This window comes from Pararobbsia silviterrae, assembly GCF_003628125.1.
GTDB lineage: Bacteria > Pseudomonadota > Gammaproteobacteria > Burkholderiales > Burkholderiaceae > Pararobbsia > Pararobbsia silviterrae.
Genome location: NZ_RBZU01000001.1, coordinates 368369 through 390272, shown reverse-complemented (window position 1 = coordinate 390272; position 21904 = coordinate 368369). Strand labels below are relative to the sequence as shown.

Below are 21904 nucleotides of genomic sequence, written 5' to 3'. Positions count from 1 at the left end.
GAACAGCATTCCGCCGATATCCGGCAGACGACTGTCCCCTTCCGTCCCCGACGCAATCGATGCCCGAGCGCTTTCTGCACGATTCGTCCCGCCTTCGCGATTCGCATGACATGAAGGAAACGTTCAAGACCGCGTCCGCTCAGCGCAGCGAAAATCCCGCCTAATCCGGCTGCTCGGCTGTTCGGCTCATCGCTCGGAAGCCACCGCCGGGCCCGGCGAACGGCCGTGAGGTGCACCTGTGGCTCGATTCGTCGACGCCACGGACACCCTCGACAAGCGTTGCATTTAATTCATATATTTCGTTTAATGCAGATATTGCGTTTGGTGCGGCGTTGCACTGCACACCCGGCCCCTGCTGGCCCGACACGCCGCCCATCACGTTGTGCACTTTAAAAAGGCCGTCTTTCATGACCACTGAAGACCGAATCCGCGAGGTCACACCGCCGCTGCTCACCGACGAGGAACTCGAAATGGCGCGCGTCGCGCAGCGCTGCATCATGGAAGCCCTCGACCATTCGAGGGCTGCGGCCATCACCCTGACGACCGATACGGGCACGCATCCGAGCGTCGAAGTGCCGCCGGCGGCGCTGAAATTGATCGGACAACTGCTCGGTGCATTGAGCGAAGGGCGGCCCATCACGCTAATGCCCGCGAAGCGCGAATTCACGACAGTCGAAGCCGCACACTTTCTGAATGTGTCGCGTCCGTTCGTGATCAAGGAAATCACGGAAGGCCGGCTGCCGCATCGAATGGTCGGTACACATCGGCGAATCGCCTTTGACGATCTCGTGCAGTACGCGAACACGATGCGCGAGAAGCAGGCCACGGCACTCGACCGACTGGCCGACAACGCGCGCGAGCTCGGACTCGACTACTGATGGCGGGCAATGCCCAGTACACCGCACTGCTCGATGCCTGCGTCCTGTATTCGATTGCGATCGCGGATGCCCTGCTGAGTCTCGCGACGGCAGGACTCTTCGCGGCCAAATGGTCGACACGTATCGAATCCGAATGGATCGCCGCACTGGAAGCGCAGCGCCCCGACCTCAGGGACCGACTCCTATTTCGGCGAGACTGCATGCGTGAAGCCGTGCCGGACTGGGAGGTCCCGGATACCGCCTGGGGTCCGCTGGCGGCGGCCTACGCGCTGCCGGACCCCGACGATCGGCATGTGCTCGCGGCGGCAGTCGCCGGACACGCCGATTGCATCGTGACGGCCAATCTGCGCGATTTTCCGAGCGGAATCGTCAATGCCTACGGGATCGAAGTCGTGGACCCGGATCGTTTCATCATCCATCAATGGGACCTCGATCCCGTCACGGCGATGACATCGTTCAAACACATGCGCGCGCGCCGGAAAAAACCCGAGACTAGCGCCGACGACTTCGCATACGCGCTTGAGCGCGCCGGACTCCCCGCCACCGCTCGACGCCTGCGCGAAGCCGCCGCGCTGATCTAGGCGCTAAATCGACACCGCGCTCACCGGATCCACCGCGTTGACCGGGTTCATGCGACGGTCGTAGTTATTCTTGAAGATGATGCCCGAGTAATAGACGTGCTCGCGCATCAGTTGCTCGGCGCGGCCGCCGTCGCGTTCGAGCACCGCCGCGACGATCCGGTGATGATCGTCGTGCGAACGCAGAATCACCGCGTGCCCGACCTCCCACAACACGATGCGATCCGACGCGTAAGGAATATTGCGCGCCTGCTCTCCGAACCGGTCGAGCCACGGATTGCCCGACGCGTCGATCAACGTGTTGTGCAGATCGACATTCATCTTCTGATACGGCTCGCGGTCCTCGGGTTCGAGCGCCCCTTTCGCGAGTATCCGGTCGCCGACCGCGAGGCAATCCTTGAGCACCTGCGCGTCGGCTTCCGACACCCCGCGCAGCGCCGCGCTCTTGCACGCGAGCCCTTCGAGCACCCCGCGCACCTCGTACGCCGAGACGATCACGTCGATATCGAACTCGCGCACGACATAGCCGCGCTTGGCCTGATGCACGATCAGCCCCTGATTGACGAGCGCCGCCAGCGCCGCGCGCACCGGCGTGCGCGACACACCCATCGCCAGCGCGGTGGGGATCTCCTCGATGCGCTCACCCGGCTTGTACCGCCCATGCAGGACGGCGTCTCTAAGCTTTTCGGTGACCTGTTCCGACAATGTTTCCAAAACGATGGCTCCGAAGCGAATCTGGAGGATTGAAAGGGTGCCAAGTATACATGCCGACATAAACCATCGCTAACAGCGACGAATGCCGGCGATATCCTTATTTACATGCATACATAACGGCATCCTGAGCCCACAATCCCAGCACGCATTCATCTGATACGGAGGAGACTCCCGTGACCCGCTTCAAATCGCTCCTCGCACTCGCCGTCGGCGCGGCGCATGCCGATACGGATCCAGGCATCACCGACACGACCGTCAAGATCGGCCCGCTCTCGGGCAACGCGATGGCCTAAGGCTTCGACGTCATGAACGCGGCCTAGAGATCGACTACGACTAGATCAACACGGAAGGCGGCGCGCATATCGTCACGCGGCGCTCAACTGAATCGTCGACTCAATCGGTGAGGCGCGCGAAGACGCGCCCATCCTGCTCGACGGTCTCGTACGTTCGAGCGAACACGGGCGGCCGACGCGACTCGGAAAACACTCTGAGCGGCACGACGAACTGACCGTTGATATCGAACCGCCAGCCATGCGACGGGCAGACGAGCACGCATCCCTCGACGCCGCCCGACGCGAGGTCGGATCCTTGATGCGGACAGCGATCATCCCAGACATGCGCGTCGCCGGCCGAGTCGCGCCAGGCGACGAGCTCTCGCGCATCGACGACGACGGCCTTCGCCGACTCGGACGGCAGGTCCCGCGAGTCACACACATACGTCAAGTGAGAGGTCAGGTCGGTCATCGCGTGCATCACGTACAAAGCGGAATCGATGCGGGTCGAACGAGCGGCCGGATCGGGCGAACCGGCATTGTGCGCTTTCGGCGACCGGGACGGAACCATAGGCATTCGGGCGTTTTTCGACTATCGTGAGCCGCACCCGGCGCACGCACGACGCCCTGCCGCACTGCCCCGACCCTGCCCGACATCCATGAACGCGACGCACGACGCCCCTGAAACCCTCACGCAAGCCGGCATGACATCCGTGGCGTTGCTCGTCGCCGGCACGTTCTTCATGGAGAACCTCGACGGAACCGTCATCACGCCCGCGATCCCGCAGATGGCCGCGAGTTTCGCGGTGCCGCCGGTGGCGCTCAATACGGGCGTCAGCGCGTACATGTTGACGCTCGGCATCTTCATTCCCGTCAGCGGCTGGATCGCCGATCGCTTCGGCGCGCGCAAGGTCTTCGCGTCGGCCATCGCGCTGTTCACGTTGGCCTCGCTGCTGTGCGCGCTCGCGCCGACGCTCTCGACTTTCGTGCTCACGCGCATTCTCCAGGGCATCGGCGGCGCGATGATGGTGCCCGTGGGACGGCTCGTCGTCTTGCGCGTGACGCCGAAGGAACGGCTGATCCATGCGATCGCGATGCTGACGTGGCCCGCGCTCGTCGCCCCCGTGCTCGGGCCGCCGCTCGGCGGATGGCTGTCCGAACATGCGAACTGGCGCTGGATCTTCTGGTTGAATCTGCCGCTCGGCGTCGTCGCATGCGGGCTCGCATGGATCCTCGTGCCGCGTGCGCGCGGCAATCGCGCCCTGCGCTTCGACTGGACCGGCTTCGTGTTGTCGGGCGCCGCGCTCTTCTGTCTGCTCTATGTGGCGGAACTGCTCGGCCGCGCGCACATCGCGGGGTTCGAGGCGTTGGCGCTCGCCGTCGTCGGTGTCGCACTGCTCGTGTCGGTCGCGCGTCATCTCAAGCGCACGCCGCATCCGATGGTCGATCTCGCTTCGCTCGACGTCCCGACGTTCGCGGTCACGATATGGGGCGGCTCGCTGTTCCGCATGGGCGTCAGCGCGGTACCGTTCCTGCTTCCGCTGATGTTCCAGATCGGTTTCGGCTACGACGCGTTCAAGGCGGGCGCGCTCCTGATGGCCGTCTTCGCGGGCAATCTCGCGATGAAGCCGATGACGACGTCGATCCTCAAGCGTTTCGGCTTTCGCCGCGTGCTGATCGTGAACGGCCTGCTCAATGCCGCGACGATCGCGGCCTGCGCGACAGTCGGCGCGACCATGCCGCTTGCGCTCGTCTGCGTGATTCTGTTCTTGAGCGGCATGACGCGTTCGATGCAATTCACCGCGCTCAATACGGTCGCGTTCGCCGATATCGAGCAGACCGCGATGGCCGCCGCCAACACGCTGTTTTCCGCGGCTTTTCAGCTCGCAATGGGGCTCGGCATCGCGCTCGCCGCCATTGCGTGGCGCGTGGGCGGCCTTGTCGCGACAGCGGGCGCATCGCCCGCCGCGCCGTTCCGGGTCGCGTTCCTGATCGTTGCGGGGGCCGCGCTGATCGGCGTCTGGGACAGCGTTCGGTTGAATCCGCGCGCGGGCGAGCATGTCGCGCGACGCGCGGGGAAGAAGGCTTGACCCGGAAGGCTTGACCCGGAAGCCTTGACTCGGAAGACCTGACCCGGCGGGCTCGACCCGTATGCCGCGCCTCAGAGATACTCGACGTTGCCGTCCACGCTGATCGCCTGCCCCGAGATGTTTTGACCCGCGGGCGACGCGAGAAACAAAGCCATCGCGGCGATATCCTCGACCGTGACCATCCTGCGCAGCGAGATCTTCTTCAGGTATTCGTCGCGCATCGCCTCGACACTGATATCGAGCGATTGCGCGCGTGCCGCGATTACGCGATCCATGCGTTCGCCTTGGACGACGCCGGGCAGGATCGCATTGACGCGGATATTGTCGGGACCCAGTTCGACGGCGAGCGATTTGACGAGCCCGACGATGGCCCATTTCGTCACCGCATACGGCGTGCGGAACGCATAGCCGAGGCGGCCCGCGACCGACGACATCGCGATGATCGCGGGTGCGTCCGACGTCTGCTTGAGCAAGGGCACCGCCTTGTGCAGGAAATAGAACTGACTGTTCAGGTTCGTCGAGATCGTGCGTTCCCATTGTTCGGGATCGATGTCTTCGACGCCGCCCGTCGGACCCGCGATGCCGGCGTTGTTGATCAGGATGTCGAGACCGCCGAGCTTGGACCGCACATCGTCGATGACACGTTCGACGTCGACGCGCTTCGATACGTCGGCCTGACTGCCGTGAAGGTTCGGGAGCCGGCGCTGGATCGCGTCGACAGCCGAGGCGTCGACATCGCAGATGTAGACCTGCGCGTCGGCCTCGAGAAACGCCTCGGCGATCGCGGCGCCGATGCCCGACGCCGCGCCGGAAATCAGGACTCTGAGCCCTGCTTTCGGCTTCAATCGTTCAATCATGTTCATACGGGACTTCCTTGGACGGTGACATCGACGCCCCGCATGCATCGATTGCGCCGAATGCATGCGGGTACGCCTTCATGGCTTAGGTCAAACCGAGCTCGCTTTGGGCGGGCGTGCGGTCTTCGTATCGGATGGCTTTGGCGAGAAACGGCACGAGCACGAGACTCAGCAGCGATGCGACCACGACGACATTGAAACCCGAATCGCTGCGGCCCGTCATCGTCTCGGCCAAGCCGAACAGATAAGGACCGACGAAGCCGCCCAGCAGACCCACGGTGTTGATGAACGCGAGCCCTGCGGCCGCCTGAATGCCTTGCAAGCGCTTCATCGCGATCGCCCAGTACGACGGCAGAATACCGCCCGCGAAAAAGCCCGTGATGCCGAGCAGCACGATCTGGATCGATTGATCGTGGATCGCGATGAACGCGATGGCGCTGATCAGCATCCCCGCCGTCAACGCGCCGAGGTACGCGCAATCATTGTCGAGTTTGCGATGCAGACGCGGCAGGATGAGCACGCCGATCAGAAAGCCGATGCCGACGCTGCTCGACAGGAACCCGACGAGCAGCGGCGACTTCACGTTCATCTGGTGAACGATCGACGGCGTAAAGAAGTAGAGCCCGACGAAGCCGACCTGATTGAGGAAGTAGATCAGGGCGATCAACACCGTCGAAGGACGCTTGAGCGCGGCGATCCAATTCGCGGTCGTCAGTTCGCGACGGCCATGCACGTCGATGACCGCGTGCGCTTCGAGCGCTTGCGCCTCGTCGCGCGAGAGCCATTTGGCCAGGCTCGGACGATCGGGAAGAATGAAGAACAGCACGACGCCGAAGACGATGGTCGGGATGCCTTCGAGCAGGAACATCCATTGCCAGCCGTGCAGTCCGCCCGCGCCGTCGAGCTGCATGAGACTCGCGCCGAGCGGATTGCCGAGAATCAGCGCGATCGCGGGCGCCGTGTAGATCCATCCGACCGCGACGGGCCGGTCGTGCGGCGCGAACCACAGCGTGACCATATACATGAGCGCCGGAAACAGCCCCGCTTCCGCGATGCCGAGCAGCACGCGCAGCACGTAGAACGACGATTCGCCCTGCACGAACATCATGAGGGTCGAGAGGATGCCCCACGTGACCGCGATCCGCGCGATCCACGTGCGCGGTCCGTATTTATGCGCGGCGAGGTTGCTCGGCACTTCGAGCAGCGCGTAGCCGATAAAGAAAATCCCCGCGCCGAGACCATATGCGGCCGCGCTGATGCCGAGATCGGCCGCGAGGCGCGTCTTGGCCAGCGCGACGTTCGTGCGATCGATGAATGAAAGGAAGTAGATCGCGAACATCAGCGGCAGCAGCCGCTGCATCGCCTTGCGCGTGGCGAGCGTGTGCACGCTGCCCGTGTCTTGATCGATGGGATGGTGAACCATGATGTCTCCTGGAAGCAATCGACGTGCTTTTGTTTTTATGGAGGAACTAAGCGATTCGATGCGCGATGCATTGAGCGCGAAGCGATCGAATCGCGGCTAGGAAAATCGGGCGCTTCGGCTAAAGCGTGACCTTGTCGGCGCCCTTGAGGCCGAGCATCTGTCGCGCATCTGCGGGGGTCGCGATCTCGAACGACAGCGCTTCGAGAATGCCGCGTATCTTGCGAACCTGTTCCGCGTTCGTGCGTGCTTTGACGCCTTTCGCCACGTAGACGCTGTCCTCGAGGCCCACGCGGACGTTGCCGCCCATGATCGCGCCCATCGTCACGAGCGACATCTGGTGTTTGCCGGCGCCGAGAATCGAGAAGTGATAGTTGTCGCGTCCGAACAAACGGTCGGCCGTCGTGCGCATGACCATCATGTTCTCGGGATCGGGACCGAGCCCGCCGAGAATGCCGAAGACCGATTGAATGAAGAACGGCGGCTTGAGCAGGCCGAGGTCGAGGAAATGCGCGAGGTTGTATAAGTGTCCGACGTCGTAACACTCGAACTCGAAGCGCGTACCGTAGTCGGCGAATTCCGTGAGGATGTTCTTGATGTCGCGGAACGTGTTCCGGAAGATCATGTCTTCCATGCCTTCGACGTAGTCCTTCTCCCAGTCGTACTTCCATGACGAAATTTTCGCGGCGATCGGATGCAGCGAAAAATTCATCGAGCCCATGTTCAACGAACACATTTCGGGCTTGGCGAGACGCGGATACGCGAGCCGCTCGTCGAGCGTCATGCGTGTGCTGCCGCCCGTGGTGATGTTGATGACGGCGTCGGTCGCCTGCGCGATCGCGGGAACGAATTGCCGATAGACGGCCGGGCTCGGCGTGGGCCGGCCATCGGACGGATTGCGTGCGTGGAGATGCAGAATCGCGGCGCCGGCTTCGGCGGCTTCGATCGCTTGCGTCGCGATGTCCTCCGGCGTCAGCGGCAGATACTCGGACATCGAAGGCACATGCGCCGAGCCTGTGACCGCGCATGTGATGATGACCTTCCGGTTGGCATTGCTCATGAAAAAATCCTTGTCTCCAACGATATCGCCGACGCTTTGCGAACGCGCGCGTCAGTCTTTGCGTATCGGTATTTCGCTAAGCGCTACGCCGCTCAGTGATCCCATCTATTGCAACGCGCGAGCGTGCGCAAGGCATGCGTAAGGTGGGCGATGCGGGGCGTGATGCACAACGTCCCGCACGACGTCCCGCGCAACGCGAGGCGCGAGGCGATCCGACATGGCGATCGGCGGTCCGCGCCTTGTGACGCCCATGGTAGTGAGATACGATTTCTCGCGTAAGGTCATTTCCGGACACGGGAATGTCCGCCGGGGACACTAATGGAGCGCGCGATGTCGTCGAGATTCCCGCTATTGAACGAGCGGATTTATGCGCCGTACAAGATTGCGGCGTTGGTCGAGGTGCTCGCCGAGCAAGGCATCGCGCCCGAAGACAGCCTCAAGGGCAGCGGAATCGACCCCGCGCATCTGAACGACACATCGGTCCTGACGTCAGTGCGGCAGTACATCGCGGTCTGCAAGAATGCGCTGGCGTTGAAGTGTTCGCCCGAGACGCCCTTCAAGACCGGCGCGCGTTTGCATCTGTCCGCGTATGGCATGTACGGGTATGCCCTGATGTCATGCCTGAAGCTGCGCGACTATTTCCGGCTTGGCGTCAAATATCATCGCCTGGCGACACCGACGTTGACGATCGTCTGGACCGAGTACCCGGATCGCGGCGTATGGACGTTTCCTGATGCGTTCGTATCGAGTCCGTCGCCCGAGCTTCGATCGTTTCTTCTCGAACAGCAATTGACGCAGCACGTCACGCATCTGCAGGACGTCGCGGGTCATACGTGTCCGCCGATCAAGGCGAACCTCTCGTATCCGGCGCCCGCGCATGCCGATTTGTATTCGAAATATTTCGGTTGCGCGTGCGAGTTCGATCAAGCGCAGTGCGAGCTCATTTACGACAGCGCGATCCTCGAACAACAGCCGCAGCTTGCGCATCCGCACTCCGCCGCGCTGCTTCAGGAGACGTGCGATCGATTGATCGGCGAAGCGAAGACATCGTCGGGCGCATCGGGCGAGGTCTATCAGGTGCTCATGCGTAAGCCCGGTGAATTCCCGAGCATGGAGGTCGTCGCCGATGCGTTGAAGATGACGTCGCGAACATTGCGTCGTCATCTCGAAGCCGAGGGCACCTCGTATGTCGCGATCGTCGACGACGTGCGCTGCTCGCTGGCGACCGAGTACTTGAAGACGACGACGATGACCACTGACGACATCGCGATGCTGCTTGGCTTCAGCGACGGCGCGAATTTTCGCCGGGCGCTCAAGCGATGGACGGGGAAGGGACCGGGCGAGTATCGCAAGCAGGCGTGAGCGCAAGTACTTTCGAATTTCAACAAATTCGGTATATTGGATGACCGAGCGCGCCGGCCTAAGGAATCGGGCGGGCGCGCCCTTGCGATTTTGCCGTGCGGTCCCCAAGCGCAATCATGAATATTCCAACACCTCCTGCGCCTCTCGTCGACCACGAGGTCCGCTATTCGACGGGGCTTTCGGGCATCACGATTCCCTACGTGGAACGCGGGAGCGGCGAGCCGCTTCTGTTTATCCATGGTTCCTTATGCGATTACCGGTATTGGACGAGTCAGCTCGCGCCGCTATCGGACGCGTTTCGTTGTATTGCGCTGAGCCTCAGTCACTACTGGCCCGCGTCGGACGCCGGCATTCAGAACGCGTTCGGATGGGCGAATCACGTGGCCGAGGTCGCGGAGTTCATCGAGTCGCTCGATATCGAGCCGGTTCATCTGGTTGGACATTCGCGCGGCGGATGCGTGGCGTTTCAGCTCGCGAAGGCGTATCCGCGTCTCGTCAAGACGCTGACGCTTGCGGATCCCGGCGGGCCCTTGCAGCTCAATGACGCGGTCGATGCGGCGCTGCCTCCCGCGACGAATACGCTGCGCACGCGCGCGGCGGAATTGATCATGAGCGGGTCGGAGGATGCGGGGCTCGAATTGTTCGTCGATTCGGTCAGCATGCCGGGCACGTGGCGCAAAAGCCCCGCGGATTTCCGCATGATGGCGCTCGCGAATGCACAGACCTTGCCCAAGCAATTCCTCGATCCGCTGCCCGCGTATTCGCGCGATCACGCCGTGGACGTCAGGTGCAGGACCTTGCTGATCGATGGGCAAAAGAGCCCGAAGATGTTCCGCAATAATGTCGAGAAGCTCGAGGAGTGGATGCCGTTCTCCGAGCGTCAAACGATCGCCGGCGCGTCGCACGGCATGAATATTTCGAATGCAGGCGCGTTTAATCGGATCGTGCGGCAGTTTGCTTTAGGGTGAGTGCAATAGCGAGGACGTTCATGCAAGACGAAGCGCTGGATCCGGTATCGCTGATGGTGATCGAACATGCATGTCGGCGGCTTGTCGCGCAGTCGGCGCACTGTGTCGATGCGTCGCAGTTCAACGCATTGTCGAATGTATTTTCCGCGAACGCTCGACTGGTGCGCCCGAACGGAAGCGTGCTCGAAGGTCGCGAGGCGATCATTGCGGCGTACACATCGCGGCCCGCCGATCGCATCACGCGGCATCTTGTGCTCAATACTTTGTTTCATTCAGTCCATCAAGCAAGTGCGTCGGCCACAACTCGGATCCTGCTCTGGGCGACGCGCGCGGAAGTCGAACCGGGGCCTTTTGGCCGACCTGTGCGCGGCCCTCAGATCGTCGGTGCGTTTGCAGATACCTTCTTGATCGAGGACGGAGTCTGGCGCATCGCGACGCGGCATGCGTCGTTCGAGATGTGTACGGTCGACAGCTAGTATCGAAGCACGATCAGCCGTCGCGAACCGTTACAGCACACGGTACACATGAATCAGTACGCGATCGGGAAACCGCACGGCCGTCGCGACATGGATGCGGTTCGTGAGCCATCGATAGCCGGGATGCGCGGTCTCGAAGCGGGGTGCGGTTCGAAAATAGGTCGCGTTCTGGACGCTTGCTTGAACGTCTGTTTGAGCGTCTTTTTGGACTTTCGATGCCGTGTCTTCGCTGCCGTTCGCTGCGGCTAGCGACAACAGTCGAAGGCGTTCCGCATCTTCAAGCGACCTGCGAATACCGTTGTTTTCGACGTAAATCACGGCGCCGTCGACGGTCTTGAACATATACCGCGCCGACAATTCGATCGATCCGTCGGGCCGCACGATCTGGCTATCCGCTCCGCCTTCAAGCACGACGGCATCGATTTTGGGTCCTTTGACATGACCCCGCACGATCGGGATCAGACGACGATTACCCAATGCGCCGTGGCCCGTTTCGAGGGGTTCGCTGACTTCGACGTCGATCGTCGCGACGTATTCGGTGGCAATGTCGGGGATCACGGGATCTTGTCTCCTTCGAAGTCGTATTTGAATGTGTCGGCGTTCGGCGTTCGGCGTTCGGCGTTCGGCGTTCGGCGTTCGGCGTTCGGCGTTCGGCGTTCGATTATTTTAAGGCTCGCGATCAAGCCTTGCGATGCGGCCGTGAATTGCGACACGACTGTTGTATCCTGCCGCGTCGACGATGCGGGCTCGATGCTGCGAAAGACAGACAGCGATCGCGCCTTGCAGTCAGCCTACAGATGTTGGCAATGGATATGCAAAGCAAGAACAAGGCTACGTGGATCGGCCTGATCGCGATCCTGCTATGGAGCACGATGGTCGCGCTGATCCGCGGCGTCAGCGAAACCATGGGCGCGACCGGCGGCGCCGCGTTGATCTATACCGCGGCGAGCGCGTGTCTGTGCGTGACGGTCGGCGTTCCGAACCTGAAGACATTCCCGCGCAGATATCTGCTCTGGGGAAGCCTGCTGTTCGTGAGCTACGAGGTGTGCCTGGCGCTGTCGATCGGGTATGCGCATAGCGGCCGTCAGGCCGTCGAGGTCGCGATGGTCAACTATCTCTGGCCGACGTTCACGCTGATTGCCGCGATACTGTTCAACGGGGAAAAAGCGAATCTTTTGGTGGTGCCTGGATTCGTGCTGTCTTTGCTCGGCATCGGGTGCGTGCTTGGCGGGAGTCAAGGATTCGATCTCGCCGACATGGCCGTGAATCTGCGCGACAACCCGCTGAGTTACAGTCTGGCGTTTTTCGGCGCCTTGATCTGGGCCACGTATTGCTCGGTCACGAAGGGGATGGCGAACGGGAAGAACGGCGTCACGTTTTTCTTTATGCTCGTCGCGGCGACGCTATGGGTAAAGTTCCTGCTAGGCGGAGGCGACACGATGGCGTTCACGGCGCGTTCAGTCGCCTATGTGATCTGCGCGGGGGCGGCGATGGGACTGGGCTATGCTGCCTGGAATATCGGTATCTTGCGCGGCAACGTCACGGTGCTTGCGGGCGCGTCCTACTTCACGCCGGTGTTGTCGTCGGCGCTGTCCGCCGCGCTATTGCACGTGCCGCTTTCGGGCGCGTTTTGGAAGGGCGCATTGATGATTTGCGCGGGATCGAGTCTGTGCTGGTTGTCGACACAGATCGGCGTCGGCAGGCAAAGAAAATCACTCAACGTTGAGTAGGGTGCGACCGGAACGATGAAAAGCAAATCGCTTGGCAATCTCCCTGCGGTCACTTCGCTGATCCTTGCGGCGGCTTCGATCCTCGTCTCCGTGTACTTCGGGCAGACGTACCGCATTCACGATGGCGCGTTCTATTTCGCCGCGTTCGCGGGCGTGGTCCTGCTTGTCTCGCTGCTGCTTCGCATGACGCAAGTCACCGTCAAGGACGAGGAGATCAAGCATCAGGACCAGACGATTCCGTTTGCCTATGTGTTCGGCTTTGTCATCTTGCTCGTCTTCTATACGCTCGAATGGTGGTTGCTCGGATGCGTCGGCGCGCCGAACCCTGCGAACGTGGGCGACCTTGCGAACGAAATCGCGACGGGCCTTAGCGTGCAAGGGGCGATTTACTTCTCCGTGATCACGGCGACGACGCTCGGGTATGGAGACCTCGCGCCGCTCACCGACGGCGCGAAAATATTCGCCGCCTCGCAAGCACTCGGGTTCTCCATTTACGCGGTAACGGGCTTGGCCATTCTTTCGGCGAAGCGGAGAAATCCGGTCGAGTGACGCGAAACTTTGGGCAACTCGCTGTTACCGATTCAATCCGCAAGGCTATTCACGCTGTGCGTGATGGAGCAACGTGCTCCGGATACCCCATGGGTAGGCGATGATCGATATGACATCGCGGTGAGCTACGCGGTTCGGTGCTAAGGCGCGAATACGACGACGATGTTTGATGCAAATATCAATTTAATATAAAAGAAATTAACTCAACACGGCACGTTTCGCCAAATTCATTAAATGCAGCACTCGCCGATCGATATTCATCGATATTTTCGATGATCGAAGAAATATATCGTAATGCACTGAATAAAAAACGTTTGCTGTGCGATAGAGTTTCCTCATATCAATTGCTACGATGCCTGCGAGTGAATTTTTCACTCTATGGCGCGCAAAGGAAAAATCCTTTTGTGTCGTCTGTTGTCGGCCAATTCGATACGAGGAAAAATCGATGACTGCGTATGCTGCCGCAAATTCATTACCCATGAGCGCGTTGCCAACAGCAAGTGGCATTGTGCAAACATTTCAGGCGACCGTAACGAATGATGGGGCGTCCACGTATGCACCGGATGGACTGACTGCGGCGCCCATCTTCGGTTTAGGAGCTCAAGCGCTTCAAGGTGCCGAGATCGTCGCAGGCGGTAACGTCACCTTAGTGTCGTATATCGGCCCTTTGCTCAACGATGGCAGCGTGTGTTGGGTGCTGCTGAGTTGCGCGGGCGGTGCGCAGCAAGTTGCGCCCGCAGTCCAGAGCGACCAGGCAATGCAACTTGGCCAAGCGACGGGGCGGTTTCTTTCGGTACAAACGCTGACCGCGTCTGGAACGTTCACGGCTGCGCCCGGTACCACGCTCGTGCATGTCCGCGGGTGGTCTGGCGGTGGGGGCGGAGGCGGTGCGGTGGTGGGCGGCGCAAACGCGGGTGGCGGTGGCGGGGGCGGCGGCTATTTTGAGGGGCTCTTCAATTACACGGGCCCCGTGTCGGTCACAGTGGGTGCTGGTGGGACTGGGGGACTAACAAACGCGACGGCGGCGACAGATGGCGGTGCGACATCTTATGGATCGCTCGCATCGGCCACGGGGGGCATCGCAGGGACGGGGAGCGCCACGGCCATCGGTGGGGCCGGCGGTACGGCAACGGGTGGCTTTCTTAACGTCGGTGGGACGTTAGCGCAGGGCGGTGGCGGGGCTAAGCAGGGAGGGAATGGCGGCTCTACGTTCGGCGGGGCTGGGGGTCTAGGGCATACTGGCACAGATGGTTCTGCAACGGCTCCTGGTTGCGGCGGTGCCGGTGCAGGCTCCGTCACCGGCGGTCTCGGCGGAAACGGCGGCCCGGGTCTGCTCATTATTTTCCAGTACGGTACCGCTGCCGCAGTGGCTTGATCGCAAATCGCTTCGTGGGTCTCACGCTTCGAATGCGACTCACTGAGTGATCGCTTGAATAAAGGTTACGAGCTACGGCGCCCTCGATTCGAGGGCGCCGTCTCTAACGAATGCGTTTTGAGCCAGTCCTTTAAGGCGTCGTTTGCGAACTTCCGAGATTCCTTGCCGATCCCCCGAAACACTTCGGCAAAGCGGAGAAATCCCGCTCAGACAACCTGCCTCTGGTTGAGCGCGCGTTGCAGGAGTTGGGCGATATGCAGCGTCGTCCGATTCACACCGTGTTCGATCTGCTCGCGGCAACTGAATCCGTTTGTGACGACGAACGTCTCCGATGCGGTCGCGCGCAGCAATGGAAAAAGCTTCTCCTCGCCGATCTTCATCGACAGATCGTAGTGTTCCTCATTAAAGCCAAACGAGCCGGCCATTCCGCAGCAGCCTGTATCGAGTAGGGTCCAACGCACGCCGATTCGATCGAGCAAGGCCGTCTCTCGCTTCATGTCGAACAGCGCTTTCTGATGGCAATGTCCATGCAGAACAACGTCGGCATCCAGCGTCGGCCACGCGAAATCCACCGCGGAAACGAAATCGGAAAACATATACGTCTGTTGAGCCAGTTGCTTTGCGAGCGGCTCCGCGGGCAACTGCTTGAGCAACTCGTCCTTGAAGACCGAAAGGCAGCCCGGTTCAAGGCCCACGAGCGGCGTCCCCTGTCGAATGTCGTCGGCGAATTCATGAATGACCTCGCGCAGTAATTCGCGCGCCTGGTCGACCAAACCAAAATCGTAGAGCGGACGTCCGCAACAGAGCCGCTTGCGCGGCAGCACCACCTCATAGCCGAGCGCGGCGAGCACCTCGGTCGCGGCTTGTGCGATGTCCGGCGTGAAGTGATCGTTAAACGTGTCGACCCACAGAATGACCCTGCGCGCGCGCGTGCCCGCTCGTCTCTCGGCGATTCTTTTTTTGCTTGCCGCCATCGATCGGAAGGGCCGCGACGAAAAGGCCGGGATGGGACGCTTGAGCGCAACGCCGGCCACACGCTTGCTCAAGGAAGCCAGCGGCCCGAACGAGGTCGCGAAATTGACCAACCATGGCAACCGTGCCGCAAGCGGGGCCCATTGTCCGATACGGCCCATCATCCACGCCTGACGGGGCCGTCGATGGCGCTCGTAGTAGTGCGACAGAAATTCCGCTTTGTACGAAGCCATATCCGTGTGCGTCGGACAGTCCGACTTGCAGCCCTTGCACGCAAGGCACGTATCGAGCGCTTCCTTGACCTCGGTGCTGTTCCAGCCATCCGTAATCAGATCGCCTTGCAGCATTTCCCAAAACAAATGCGCTCGACCGCGCGTCGAAAACCGTTCCTCACGCGTGGCTCGAAAGCTTGGGCACATCGTGCCGCCATCGAGCGAGCGGCATTTCCCCATGCCGATGCATCGCTCGACCGCGCGCTGCAGACCGTCGCCCTCGGGACTCGAAAACGTCAGCTTGGTCGTCAGACGAACGGGCTTATAGACAGGCCCCATTCGCAGATTCTCATCCGCGCGATAGGCGTTCACGACCTTGCCCGGATTGAGTCGATTCGCCGGATCCCAGATCGCCTTGAACGTTTCCATGGCCCGCATGAGTTCCGGGCCATACATGATCGGCAGGAATTCGGCCTTGGCCTGGCCGTCGCCATGCTCGCCGGACAACGAGCCGCCGAACTTCACGACCAGTTGAGCGGCCTCGCGGAGAAATGCGCGCCACGTGCGGACGCCTTCCGCCGACCGGATATCGAAGGTAATCCGCGCATGTACGCAACCATCTCCGAAATGGCCGTACAAACAGGTCTCGTATCCGAACGTGTCGACGAGCGCCTGGAACTCGCGAAGATAATCGCCAAGACGCAAGGGATCGACCGCCGCATCCTCCCAGCCGACGATGGGATCGGGCCGGCTCGGATCATTCGAAAGCGCAACGGCGGACGCCCCGGTTTCGCGTATCGACCAGATGGCTTGCTGCTGATCTTTTTTGTCGACGACGAGCGCCGTCACACGATCGCCCCCTAGCCCTTCCCTGAAATACGCCGCCGCCGTGTTCGCTTGCCGAAGCGCGTCGGCCACGCTATCCGCACCAAACTCGAGGACGACCCAACCGTCCCCGCCCGGCAGGAGCGCGATTTCTTTTTGCTTAAGACCGCGCGCTTGCAAACCACGAATGATCGCGCGGTCCAGTCCTTCGATTGCGATCGGCGAAAATCGCGTGAAATGCGGCACGGCGTCGGCCGCGGCAAAGATGTCGTCGAATCCGAGAACGAGCAATACGCGGCACGACGGACTTTGGACCAGGCGCACCTTTGCGCGTAGCGTGATGGCGCACGTGCCTTCTGTGCCGACGAGCGCGCGCGCGACGTTGAAGCCATTCTCCGGAAGCAATTGATCGAGGTTGAATCCGGAAACACGACGCTTGATGCCTGGGAAACCCGCTCGAATGTGGTCGGCATAGGTGTCGCGAAGATCGCGCAGTTCGCGGTATATCTCGCCTCTACGCCCGCCCTCTTCGATGATCCGGCCGAGCTCCTCGTCCGATGTGGGCCCGACCCAGAATCGCGCGCCGTCATACGTCACGATCTCCAGCGACTCGACGTTTTCCATGGTCTTGCCGGCCATGACCGAGTGCGCGCCGCATGAATTATTGGCAATCATGCCGCCTAAGGTGCATCGGCTATGCGTCGCGGGGTCGGGGGCGAACGTCAAGCCATATTGCTCGGCCGCATCGCGTAGCTGATCGCAGATCACACCCGGTTCGACGATCGCGGTTCGCGCGTCAGTATCGACGGATACGACGCGATTCACATATTGGCTCGTGTCCGCGACCACGGCGACGTTCACACACTGTCCGTTTTGCGAGGTGCCGCCGCCGCGCGTCAGAAACGGGACGTCCTGTTCCCTGCATACACGTACCGTGTTGACGAGATCTTCCACGTCGACCGGCACCACCGCCCCCAGCGGCACTTGCCGATAGTTGGATGCATCCGAGGCGTACAGCGCCTTGGCGCCCGCGTCGAATCGAACCTCGCCGCGAACCGTCGCGCGAAGTTCGCTCTCAAGATTTTGCAGCAGGGCGGCGCTGGCCTCGAACGGCTTGGCTTCTTTCACGTTGGCTTTGAAACGGTAGAGAGGTCGAACAGGGTCCATGACGTCGCGCGCGGAGCGCGACGTCATCGGTCACGTATACGGAACAATGTTTTACGCACGCGCCTGTGGAACGCGGCGCGTCACGGACGAGGCGTGTGCGTCAAAAGACACACGCGCGGCATGTGGCCCTAGGCTGCGCGAACGTAGGGAACACACGCTCGCCCCATTTGAGACGGGCGAGCGTTGCTCATGCGATGACAACGCACGATGCGTTCAAGCGGACCGCTTGAGGGGAAACACGACGGGCTGCAGCGGCGCGCCGGTTGCGCCGACGATCGGCATGGCCCGACCGATGAACGCCACCTCGTAGACCTTCTCTTTCGCCAATTCCTCAAGCCACAACAGTTCAATGATCGGAATACCGACTTCACTGAACAAATAGGTATGCACGGGGAAGTAGTTATCCGGTTCCGGCGACGGGGCGTTTTCAAGCGAGATGTTGTCGGCGCCGATAATCATCGCGCCCAAGCCGGCCAGATATTCAGCGCCTTCGACGTTCAAGCCCGGCGAGTGCTTCATGAACAGATCGCGATCGGGCCACACCGTCATCATGCCCGTGCGCAGCATCACGACGTCGCCCTTGCGAATCTCGACGCCCTGCTTTGCCATCGCCTCGTCGATATCCGCTTTGCCGATCCCATACGACGGAGGCAGTCGGTCGACGCCCTTGCACGCCGCGATATCGAGCAACACCGCTCTCGCGCAGATGATCGGGAATTTCTCCGGCCCGCATTTGTTCCAATGCCGGCTGCCCAAATCGTCGGCTTCCTTGTATCCGTTCCAGATCTGACCGCGATAACCGAAGTGATTGAAGGTATCGATGTGCGTGCCGCAGTGGGTGTACATCGAGATCGCGTCGCCCGAATAACTGATGAGCTCTTTGCTTTCTTGCGAGACGTTCAACAGCGCGTCGTTTTCGTTGCCCTTCGGCGTATGCGTCATCCAGATCTGAAACGGCGGATCGCCCGCCGCGGACCATGACGGCATGCCGAGAAAATACTTGACCGACACATCGAACGATCGGCTGCTGTCGATCGATCGCATCACGAGATCGCGGCTTTCGTCCGTGATCCAATTGAGTCGGCCGATTTCATCGTCGGGCCCCCACGGGCTAAGACTGACCTTGAGCGTTCGGGGATGGACGTAGTCGCACATGATTTCTCCACTGAATTAGTTCGAGTGACTAATAAGACCGTAAAGCTCGGGATGCCTGTCGCTAAACATCCTGAATTGATGCGGATCCGGTTTGCCGTCTTGAGCATCGATCGTTTGCGTTTTCAGGTCGGCCTGCGCGGGCGACAGATCGGCGGTGATGAGCTCGACGGTGTCGCCGCTCGCTCGCGCCAGGATCTCGCCTTGCAAGCCGAAGATTCGACTATGGCCCAAGAACTGATAGTTGCGCTCCAATCCTATCCGTCCTGACGACAGGACAAAAACATGATTTTCGAGTGCTCTGGCCGGCAGCAACACATCGACGACCGCATTTGCGATGCGCGGCAGGTTGGTGATGTGCAACAGCAGTTGGACACCTTGCAGCGCAAGCACTCGGCTGTGCTCGGGGAAGCGCGCTTCGTAACAGATGCTGAATGCAATGCGCCCGATATCGGTGTCGAACACGGTGATCGGCAAATCGCCGGTGTCGACGAAACGATCGACCCCCAGGTCCGGCAAATGGACTTTCCGATAGGCGTGCACGCGGCCCTGCGGCGTAATGAGAACCGCGGTGTTGTAGAGCTTCTCGGTCGCCCCTGTTCGATCGACTTCGACGAAGCCCAAAGCGATATGCATCTGCGTTTGCGCGGCCAATCGAATCACGTCGGCGATTTCCGGGCCGTCGATATCGAGCCCGTTATCCAAGCCTTCCTGTCGGCTCGCGAAACAATAGCCCGTCAGCATGCACTCGGGAAACACGACGAGCTTGGCATCCTGCTCTGCGGCTTGCAGCGTCATTTGCCGCACGATGTTTTGATTGTGCGGAACATCGTTTAGACGGGGATCGGTTTGTGCCACCGCCACGCGAATAGGTGCCTGCGGTACGTTTAGATCGCTGGCCGAAACCATAAAGCTCTCCAAAGAAAGACGGGTTGTGGATTGAGTGGATCGGGTCGGCCGCTCCATCATTCTCGAACACGATCTAGACCCGAGAATGCGGTGCAATGCGGCGGCGACGATGGATCCACGCGATGCGGTAAAACACACTCGAATGCGCGGCGATGCCATCCCGCTATGCCGCATTCCGCATTACGCGTGCTCGGTTTCGTATCCGAAGTACGCGGCTTCCAGCGTGTCTCCGTTACCCAGTTCATCGGCCTCTTGCGTCTTGACGACTTTGCCGTTGCGCAGCACGAGGACGCGATCGGCAAGATCGAGCACGCGCGAAGTCGATTGTTCGACGACAAGCAAGGTGAGTCCGCTTTCGTTGAGCGTTCGAAGGCCCTCGTAGACCTGATCGGTCACTAAGGGCGCGAGCCCGAGCGAGGGCTCGTCGATCATCATGAGCGAGGGCTTGAGCAACACGGCGCGCGCAATGGCGAGTTGCTGCTGTTCGCCGCCCGAGAGATAACCGGCAGCCCCTTTAAGACGCTTTTCGAGAATGGGAAAGGTCTTGAGCATGCGTTCGAGATCGGCGCGCACATCCGCGCGATCTTTGCGGTGCATCGTCGCGAGCCGCAAATTTTCTTCGACCGTCAGCGTTCCGAAGATGTGGCGTCCTTCGGGCACTAGAGCGAGCCCGCGTCGACACAGTCGCTCAGGCTGCTCGCCGACGATCGGTTGTCCCGCGAAAGCAATCGAGCCCGATCGAGGCTTGAGCAGACCCGAAATGCATTTGAGCAAGGTCGATTTTCCCGCGCCGTTGGGCCCGACGACAAAGACCACTTCTCCCGCGCGAATTGTCAGATCGATGCCGTTAAGCGCCATCAGTTGACCGTATGAAGCATGCAGTTCTTTGATCTCTAACACTCTCGATACCCCCGTTGTCGATCTGCTCGGAATTCGATCCAGTCCGTGTTTTCAAGAGGCTAGGGTTGACCCGAGTCGGACCACAAAGCACTTGACTAACTTTATTGTGCTCTCGAATATTTCATCTGTCCACAGTCCACAGTGGACGAAATTCAGAACGCGAGCCGGATGGCTTGCCTGGGTAGCGGGTCACTAACGAGGGGCAAAAATGCGCAGTTTCTTTAAGCGGGTCGCGGCGGCCATGGCGGTGTTTGGCGTTTTAGGGACAGGGGTTGTTTCGTCTGCGAGCGGAGCGGAGAGTCAGCCGCCCACCATCGGTTTCGCGATCGCCGAGTCCGGTTGGCTGCAAAACTACGACGCCGCGCCGTTCAAGGCCGCCGTGTTGAAGATCGACGAAATCAACAAGGCCGGCGGCCTCTTGGGTCAACCCGTGACCTACAAAGTGATCGACACGAAAACGGATCGGGAGCGCTCGGCGAGTGCGGGCGCGGAACTCGTTCAGGCAGGCGTCAAATTGCTCGTGGTGTCGTGCGACTACGATTTCGGCGCGCCTGCGGCGCTCGCCGCGCAGAAGGCCAAGATCGTCTCGATCAGCTTGTGTGCCGCCGACCCCAAGATGGGCTCGCAGGGCGTCGGGCAATACGCATTCACCGCGACCAGCGCCGCGCAATCCGAAGGCATTGCGATTGCCGAATACGCACAAAAGAAATTGGGCTTGAAGACGACGTATGTGCTTGAAGACACGTCGAACGAATATACGAAATCGGGTTGCGCGGGCTTCCGGGCCGCATGGGCCAAAGACGGCGGCAAGGAAACGATCCTCGGCGACGACACGTTCAAGAACGAAGACCCTTCGATTGCGCCGCAGATCACGCGGATCAACAGCTTGGCGAAGAAGCCGGACTCGGTATTTTTGTGCAGCCGCACGCCGGGCGGCGCATCAGCAGTCCGTCAGCTTCGCGCCGCGGGAATTACCGTGCCGATTCTTAGCATCACCGCGATGGCCGATAACTACTGGCTCAGCGCCGTGCCGAATTTGAAGGACTTTTACGTGCCCGCGCTGATGTCGCTCTATGGTGACGATCCGCGCCCCGCGATGAATGCGTTCGTGAACAATTTCAAAGCGCGTTGGGGCCAACCGCCGGTCTCGTCGTATTCCGTGCTCGGTTATAGCTTGATCGAACAATGGGCCTTCGCCGTGACGAAGGTGAATTCGACCGACACCGACAAGGTCGTCGCGGCCATGAACAGCTTCGACAACCAACCGTTCCTGGCGGGTCCGACGTCGTATCGAAAGGATCTGCATATTCAGGTGAATCGCCCGTGGCTGATCATGGACGTCTCGAACGGCTCGTTTCACGCCGTCGAAATGTACAAAAACCAACTCACGCCGGACACGAAGCTTCTGTTCCGAATCGGCAGCTAAGCATTTCGCCCT

The 21904-nt window shown here is 60.8% G+C and carries 20 protein-coding genes; 9 read left to right on the top strand and 11 right to left on the bottom strand.

From position 1 onward, the window contains the following. The first annotated feature begins 407 nt into the window (after positions 1-407). Both D7S86_RS01705 and D7S86_RS01700 read left to right on the top strand, forming a co-directional pair. Positions 408-878, top strand: a complete 471-nt coding sequence (locus D7S86_RS01705) for a helix-turn-helix domain-containing protein (protein ID WP_121082619.1) — start codon at positions 408-410, stop codon at positions 876-878. Further along, positions 878-1459 (top strand): PIN domain-containing protein, encoded by a 582-nt coding sequence (locus D7S86_RS01700; protein WP_121082616.1) that lies wholly within the window; start codon positions 878-880, stop codon positions 1457-1459. The genes D7S86_RS01705 and D7S86_RS01700 overlap by 1 nt, the downstream gene beginning before the upstream one ends. 3 nt (positions 1460-1462) lie before the next feature. Here D7S86_RS01700 and D7S86_RS01695 read toward each other — a convergent pair whose 3' ends face one another. Both D7S86_RS01695 and D7S86_RS01690 read right to left on the bottom strand, forming a co-directional pair. Further along, a complete protein-coding gene (locus D7S86_RS01695) occupies positions 1463-2170 on the bottom strand; it encodes a GntR family transcriptional regulator (RefSeq protein WP_121082613.1) in 708 nt (235 codons plus the stop codon). A gap of 393 nt (positions 2171-2563) precedes the next feature. Beyond that, complete coding sequence (locus tag D7S86_RS01690; RefSeq protein ID WP_158601835.1) at positions 2564-2914, bottom strand: Rieske (2Fe-2S) protein; 351 nt, start codon at positions 2912-2914, stop codon at positions 2564-2566. Between the two features lie 187 nt (positions 2915-3101). On the opposite strand from D7S86_RS01690, the gene D7S86_RS01685 reads away from it, so the two are divergent. Further along, positions 3102-4532: a DHA2 family efflux MFS transporter permease subunit gene (locus tag D7S86_RS01685; RefSeq protein ID WP_121082608.1), complete on the top strand. Its 1431-nt coding sequence runs from the start codon at positions 3102-3104 to the stop codon at positions 4530-4532. A gap of 71 nt (positions 4533-4603) precedes the next feature. Here the strand turns inward: D7S86_RS01685 and D7S86_RS01680 are convergent, their stop codons facing one another. From D7S86_RS01680 to kce, 3 genes are all read right to left on the bottom strand, one after another. Next, positions 4604-5395, bottom strand: a complete 792-nt coding sequence (locus D7S86_RS01680; RefSeq protein ID WP_121082605.1) for an SDR family oxidoreductase — start codon at positions 5393-5395, stop codon at positions 4604-4606. Positions 5396-5474: 79 nt separating this feature from the next. Next, the gene (locus D7S86_RS01675; protein ID WP_121082603.1) at positions 5475-6812 is read right to left on the bottom strand and encodes an MFS transporter; all 1338 of its coding nucleotides are present in this window, start codon (positions 6810-6812) and stop codon (positions 5475-5477) included. A 118-nt stretch (positions 6813-6930) separates the two neighbouring features. Further along, positions 6931-7869 carry a 3,5-dioxohexanoate:acetyl-CoA acetone transferase gene (gene kce, locus D7S86_RS01670; RefSeq protein ID WP_121082600.1) on the bottom strand — a complete coding sequence of 313 codons (939 nt, stop codon included), beginning with the start codon at positions 7867-7869 and terminating at the stop codon, positions 6931-6933. A 330-nt stretch (positions 7870-8199) separates the two neighbouring features. On the opposite strand from kce, the gene D7S86_RS01665 reads away from it, so the two are divergent. The 3 genes from D7S86_RS01665 (at position 8200) to D7S86_RS01655 (ending at position 10675) form a co-directional block, all read left to right on the top strand. Then, positions 8200-9231: an AraC family transcriptional regulator gene (locus tag D7S86_RS01665; protein WP_121084190.1), complete on the top strand. Its 1032-nt coding sequence runs from the start codon at positions 8200-8202 to the stop codon at positions 9229-9231. 116 nt (positions 9232-9347) lie between these two features. Continuing rightward, entirely contained in the window at positions 9348-10199 is an 852-nt protein-coding gene (locus D7S86_RS01660; protein WP_121082597.1) for an alpha/beta fold hydrolase, read from the top strand. 20 nt (positions 10200-10219) lie between these two features. Further along, positions 10220-10675 (top strand): nuclear transport factor 2 family protein, encoded by a 456-nt coding sequence (locus tag D7S86_RS01655; protein WP_121082595.1) that lies wholly within the window; start codon positions 10220-10222, stop codon positions 10673-10675. A gap of 30 nt (positions 10676-10705) precedes the next feature. On the opposite strand, the gene D7S86_RS01650 is transcribed toward D7S86_RS01655, so the two are convergent. Then, the gene (locus tag D7S86_RS01650; RefSeq protein ID WP_158601834.1) at positions 10706-11233 is read right to left on the bottom strand and encodes a DUF3237 domain-containing protein; all 528 of its coding nucleotides are present in this window, start codon (positions 11231-11233) and stop codon (positions 10706-10708) included. 254 nt (positions 11234-11487) lie between these two features. On the opposite strand from D7S86_RS01650, the gene yddG reads away from it, so the two are divergent. Together yddG and D7S86_RS01640 are read left to right on the top strand one after the other, a co-directional pair. After that, positions 11488-12405: an aromatic amino acid DMT transporter YddG gene (yddG, locus tag D7S86_RS01645; protein WP_121084188.1), complete on the top strand. Its 918-nt coding sequence runs from the start codon at positions 11488-11490 to the stop codon at positions 12403-12405. Between the two features lie 15 nt (positions 12406-12420). Beyond that, a complete protein-coding gene (locus D7S86_RS01640) occupies positions 12421-12954 on the top strand; it encodes a potassium channel family protein (protein ID WP_121082589.1) in 534 nt (177 codons plus the stop codon). A 198-nt stretch (positions 12955-13152) separates the two neighbouring features. On the opposite strand, the gene D7S86_RS28980 is transcribed toward D7S86_RS01640, so the two are convergent. From D7S86_RS28980 to D7S86_RS01615, 5 genes are all read right to left on the bottom strand, one after another. Next, positions 13153-13461: a hypothetical protein gene (locus D7S86_RS28980; RefSeq protein WP_147432194.1), complete on the bottom strand. Its 309-nt coding sequence runs from the start codon at positions 13459-13461 to the stop codon at positions 13153-13155. Positions 13462-14535: 1074 nt separating this feature from the next. Further along, on the bottom strand, positions 14536-17505 hold the full coding sequence (locus D7S86_RS01630; protein ID WP_121084186.1) for an FAD-binding and (Fe-S)-binding domain-containing protein: 2970 nt from the start codon (positions 17503-17505) through the stop codon (positions 14536-14538). Between the two features lie 213 nt (positions 17506-17718). Then, positions 17719-18660 (bottom strand): cyclase family protein, encoded by a 942-nt coding sequence (locus D7S86_RS01625; RefSeq protein WP_121082587.1) that lies wholly within the window; start codon positions 18658-18660, stop codon positions 17719-17721. Positions 18661-18675: 15 nt separating this feature from the next. After that, positions 18676-19566, bottom strand: a complete 891-nt coding sequence (locus D7S86_RS01620; RefSeq protein ID WP_158601833.1) for a carbon-nitrogen hydrolase family protein — start codon at positions 19564-19566, stop codon at positions 18676-18678. Positions 19567-19746: 180 nt separating this feature from the next. After that, positions 19747-20466: an ABC transporter ATP-binding protein gene (locus tag D7S86_RS01615; protein ID WP_121082581.1), complete on the bottom strand. Its 720-nt coding sequence runs from the start codon at positions 20464-20466 to the stop codon at positions 19747-19749. A gap of 208 nt (positions 20467-20674) precedes the next feature. Between D7S86_RS01615 and D7S86_RS01610 the strand changes: the two genes are divergently transcribed. Beyond that, positions 20675-21892: an ABC transporter substrate-binding protein gene (locus D7S86_RS01610; protein ID WP_205962728.1), complete on the top strand. Its 1218-nt coding sequence runs from the start codon at positions 20675-20677 to the stop codon at positions 21890-21892. The last annotated feature ends 12 nt before the right edge of the window (positions 21893-21904 follow it).

What these genes read in the sequence shown, in the direction of transcription:
- D7S86_RS01705 (WP_121082619.1), top strand. Translation starts at nt 408, where the DNA reads ATGACCACTGAAGACCGAATCCGCGAGGTCACACCGCCGCTGCTCACC.
- D7S86_RS01700 (WP_121082616.1), top strand. Translation starts at nt 878, where the DNA reads ATGGCGGGCAATGCCCAGTACACCGCACTGCTCGATGCCTGCGTCCTG.
- D7S86_RS01690 (WP_158601835.1), bottom strand. Translation starts at nt 2,914, where the DNA reads ATGACCGACCTGACCTCTCACTTGACGTATGTGTGTGACTCGCGGGAC.
- D7S86_RS01685 (WP_121082608.1), top strand. Translation starts at nt 3,102, where the DNA reads ATGAACGCGACGCACGACGCCCCTGAAACCCTCACGCAAGCCGGCATG.
- D7S86_RS01680 (WP_121082605.1), bottom strand. Translation starts at nt 5,395, where the DNA reads ATGAACATGATTGAACGATTGAAGCCGAAAGCAGGGCTCAGAGTCCTG.
- D7S86_RS01675 (WP_121082603.1), bottom strand. Translation starts at nt 6,812, where the DNA reads ATGGTTCACCATCCCATCGATCAAGACACGGGCAGCGTGCACACGCTC.
- kce (WP_121082600.1), bottom strand. Translation starts at nt 7,869, where the DNA reads ATGAGCAATGCCAACCGGAAGGTCATCATCACATGCGCGGTCACAGGC.
- D7S86_RS01665 (WP_121084190.1), top strand. Translation starts at nt 8,200, where the DNA reads ATGTCGTCGAGATTCCCGCTATTGAACGAGCGGATTTATGCGCCGTAC.
- D7S86_RS01660 (WP_121082597.1), top strand. Translation starts at nt 9,348, where the DNA reads ATGAATATTCCAACACCTCCTGCGCCTCTCGTCGACCACGAGGTCCGC.
- D7S86_RS01655 (WP_121082595.1), top strand. Translation starts at nt 10,220, where the DNA reads ATGCAAGACGAAGCGCTGGATCCGGTATCGCTGATGGTGATCGAACAT.
- yddG (WP_121084188.1), top strand. Translation starts at nt 11,488, where the DNA reads ATGCAAAGCAAGAACAAGGCTACGTGGATCGGCCTGATCGCGATCCTG.
- D7S86_RS01640 (WP_121082589.1), top strand. Translation starts at nt 12,421, where the DNA reads ATGAAAAGCAAATCGCTTGGCAATCTCCCTGCGGTCACTTCGCTGATC.
- D7S86_RS28980 (WP_147432194.1), bottom strand. Translation starts at nt 13,461, where the DNA reads ATGCCACTTGCTGTTGGCAACGCGCTCATGGGTAATGAATTTGCGGCA.
- D7S86_RS01630 (WP_121084186.1), bottom strand. Translation starts at nt 17,505, where the DNA reads ATGGACCCTGTTCGACCTCTCTACCGTTTCAAAGCCAACGTGAAAGAA.
- D7S86_RS01625 (WP_121082587.1), bottom strand. Translation starts at nt 18,660, where the DNA reads ATGTGCGACTACGTCCATCCCCGAACGCTCAAGGTCAGTCTTAGCCCG.
- D7S86_RS01620 (WP_158601833.1), bottom strand. Translation starts at nt 19,566, where the DNA reads ATGGTTTCGGCCAGCGATCTAAACGTACCGCAGGCACCTATTCGCGTG.
- D7S86_RS01610 (WP_205962728.1), top strand. Translation starts at nt 20,675, where the DNA reads ATGCGCAGTTTCTTTAAGCGGGTCGCGGCGGCCATGGCGGTGTTTGGC.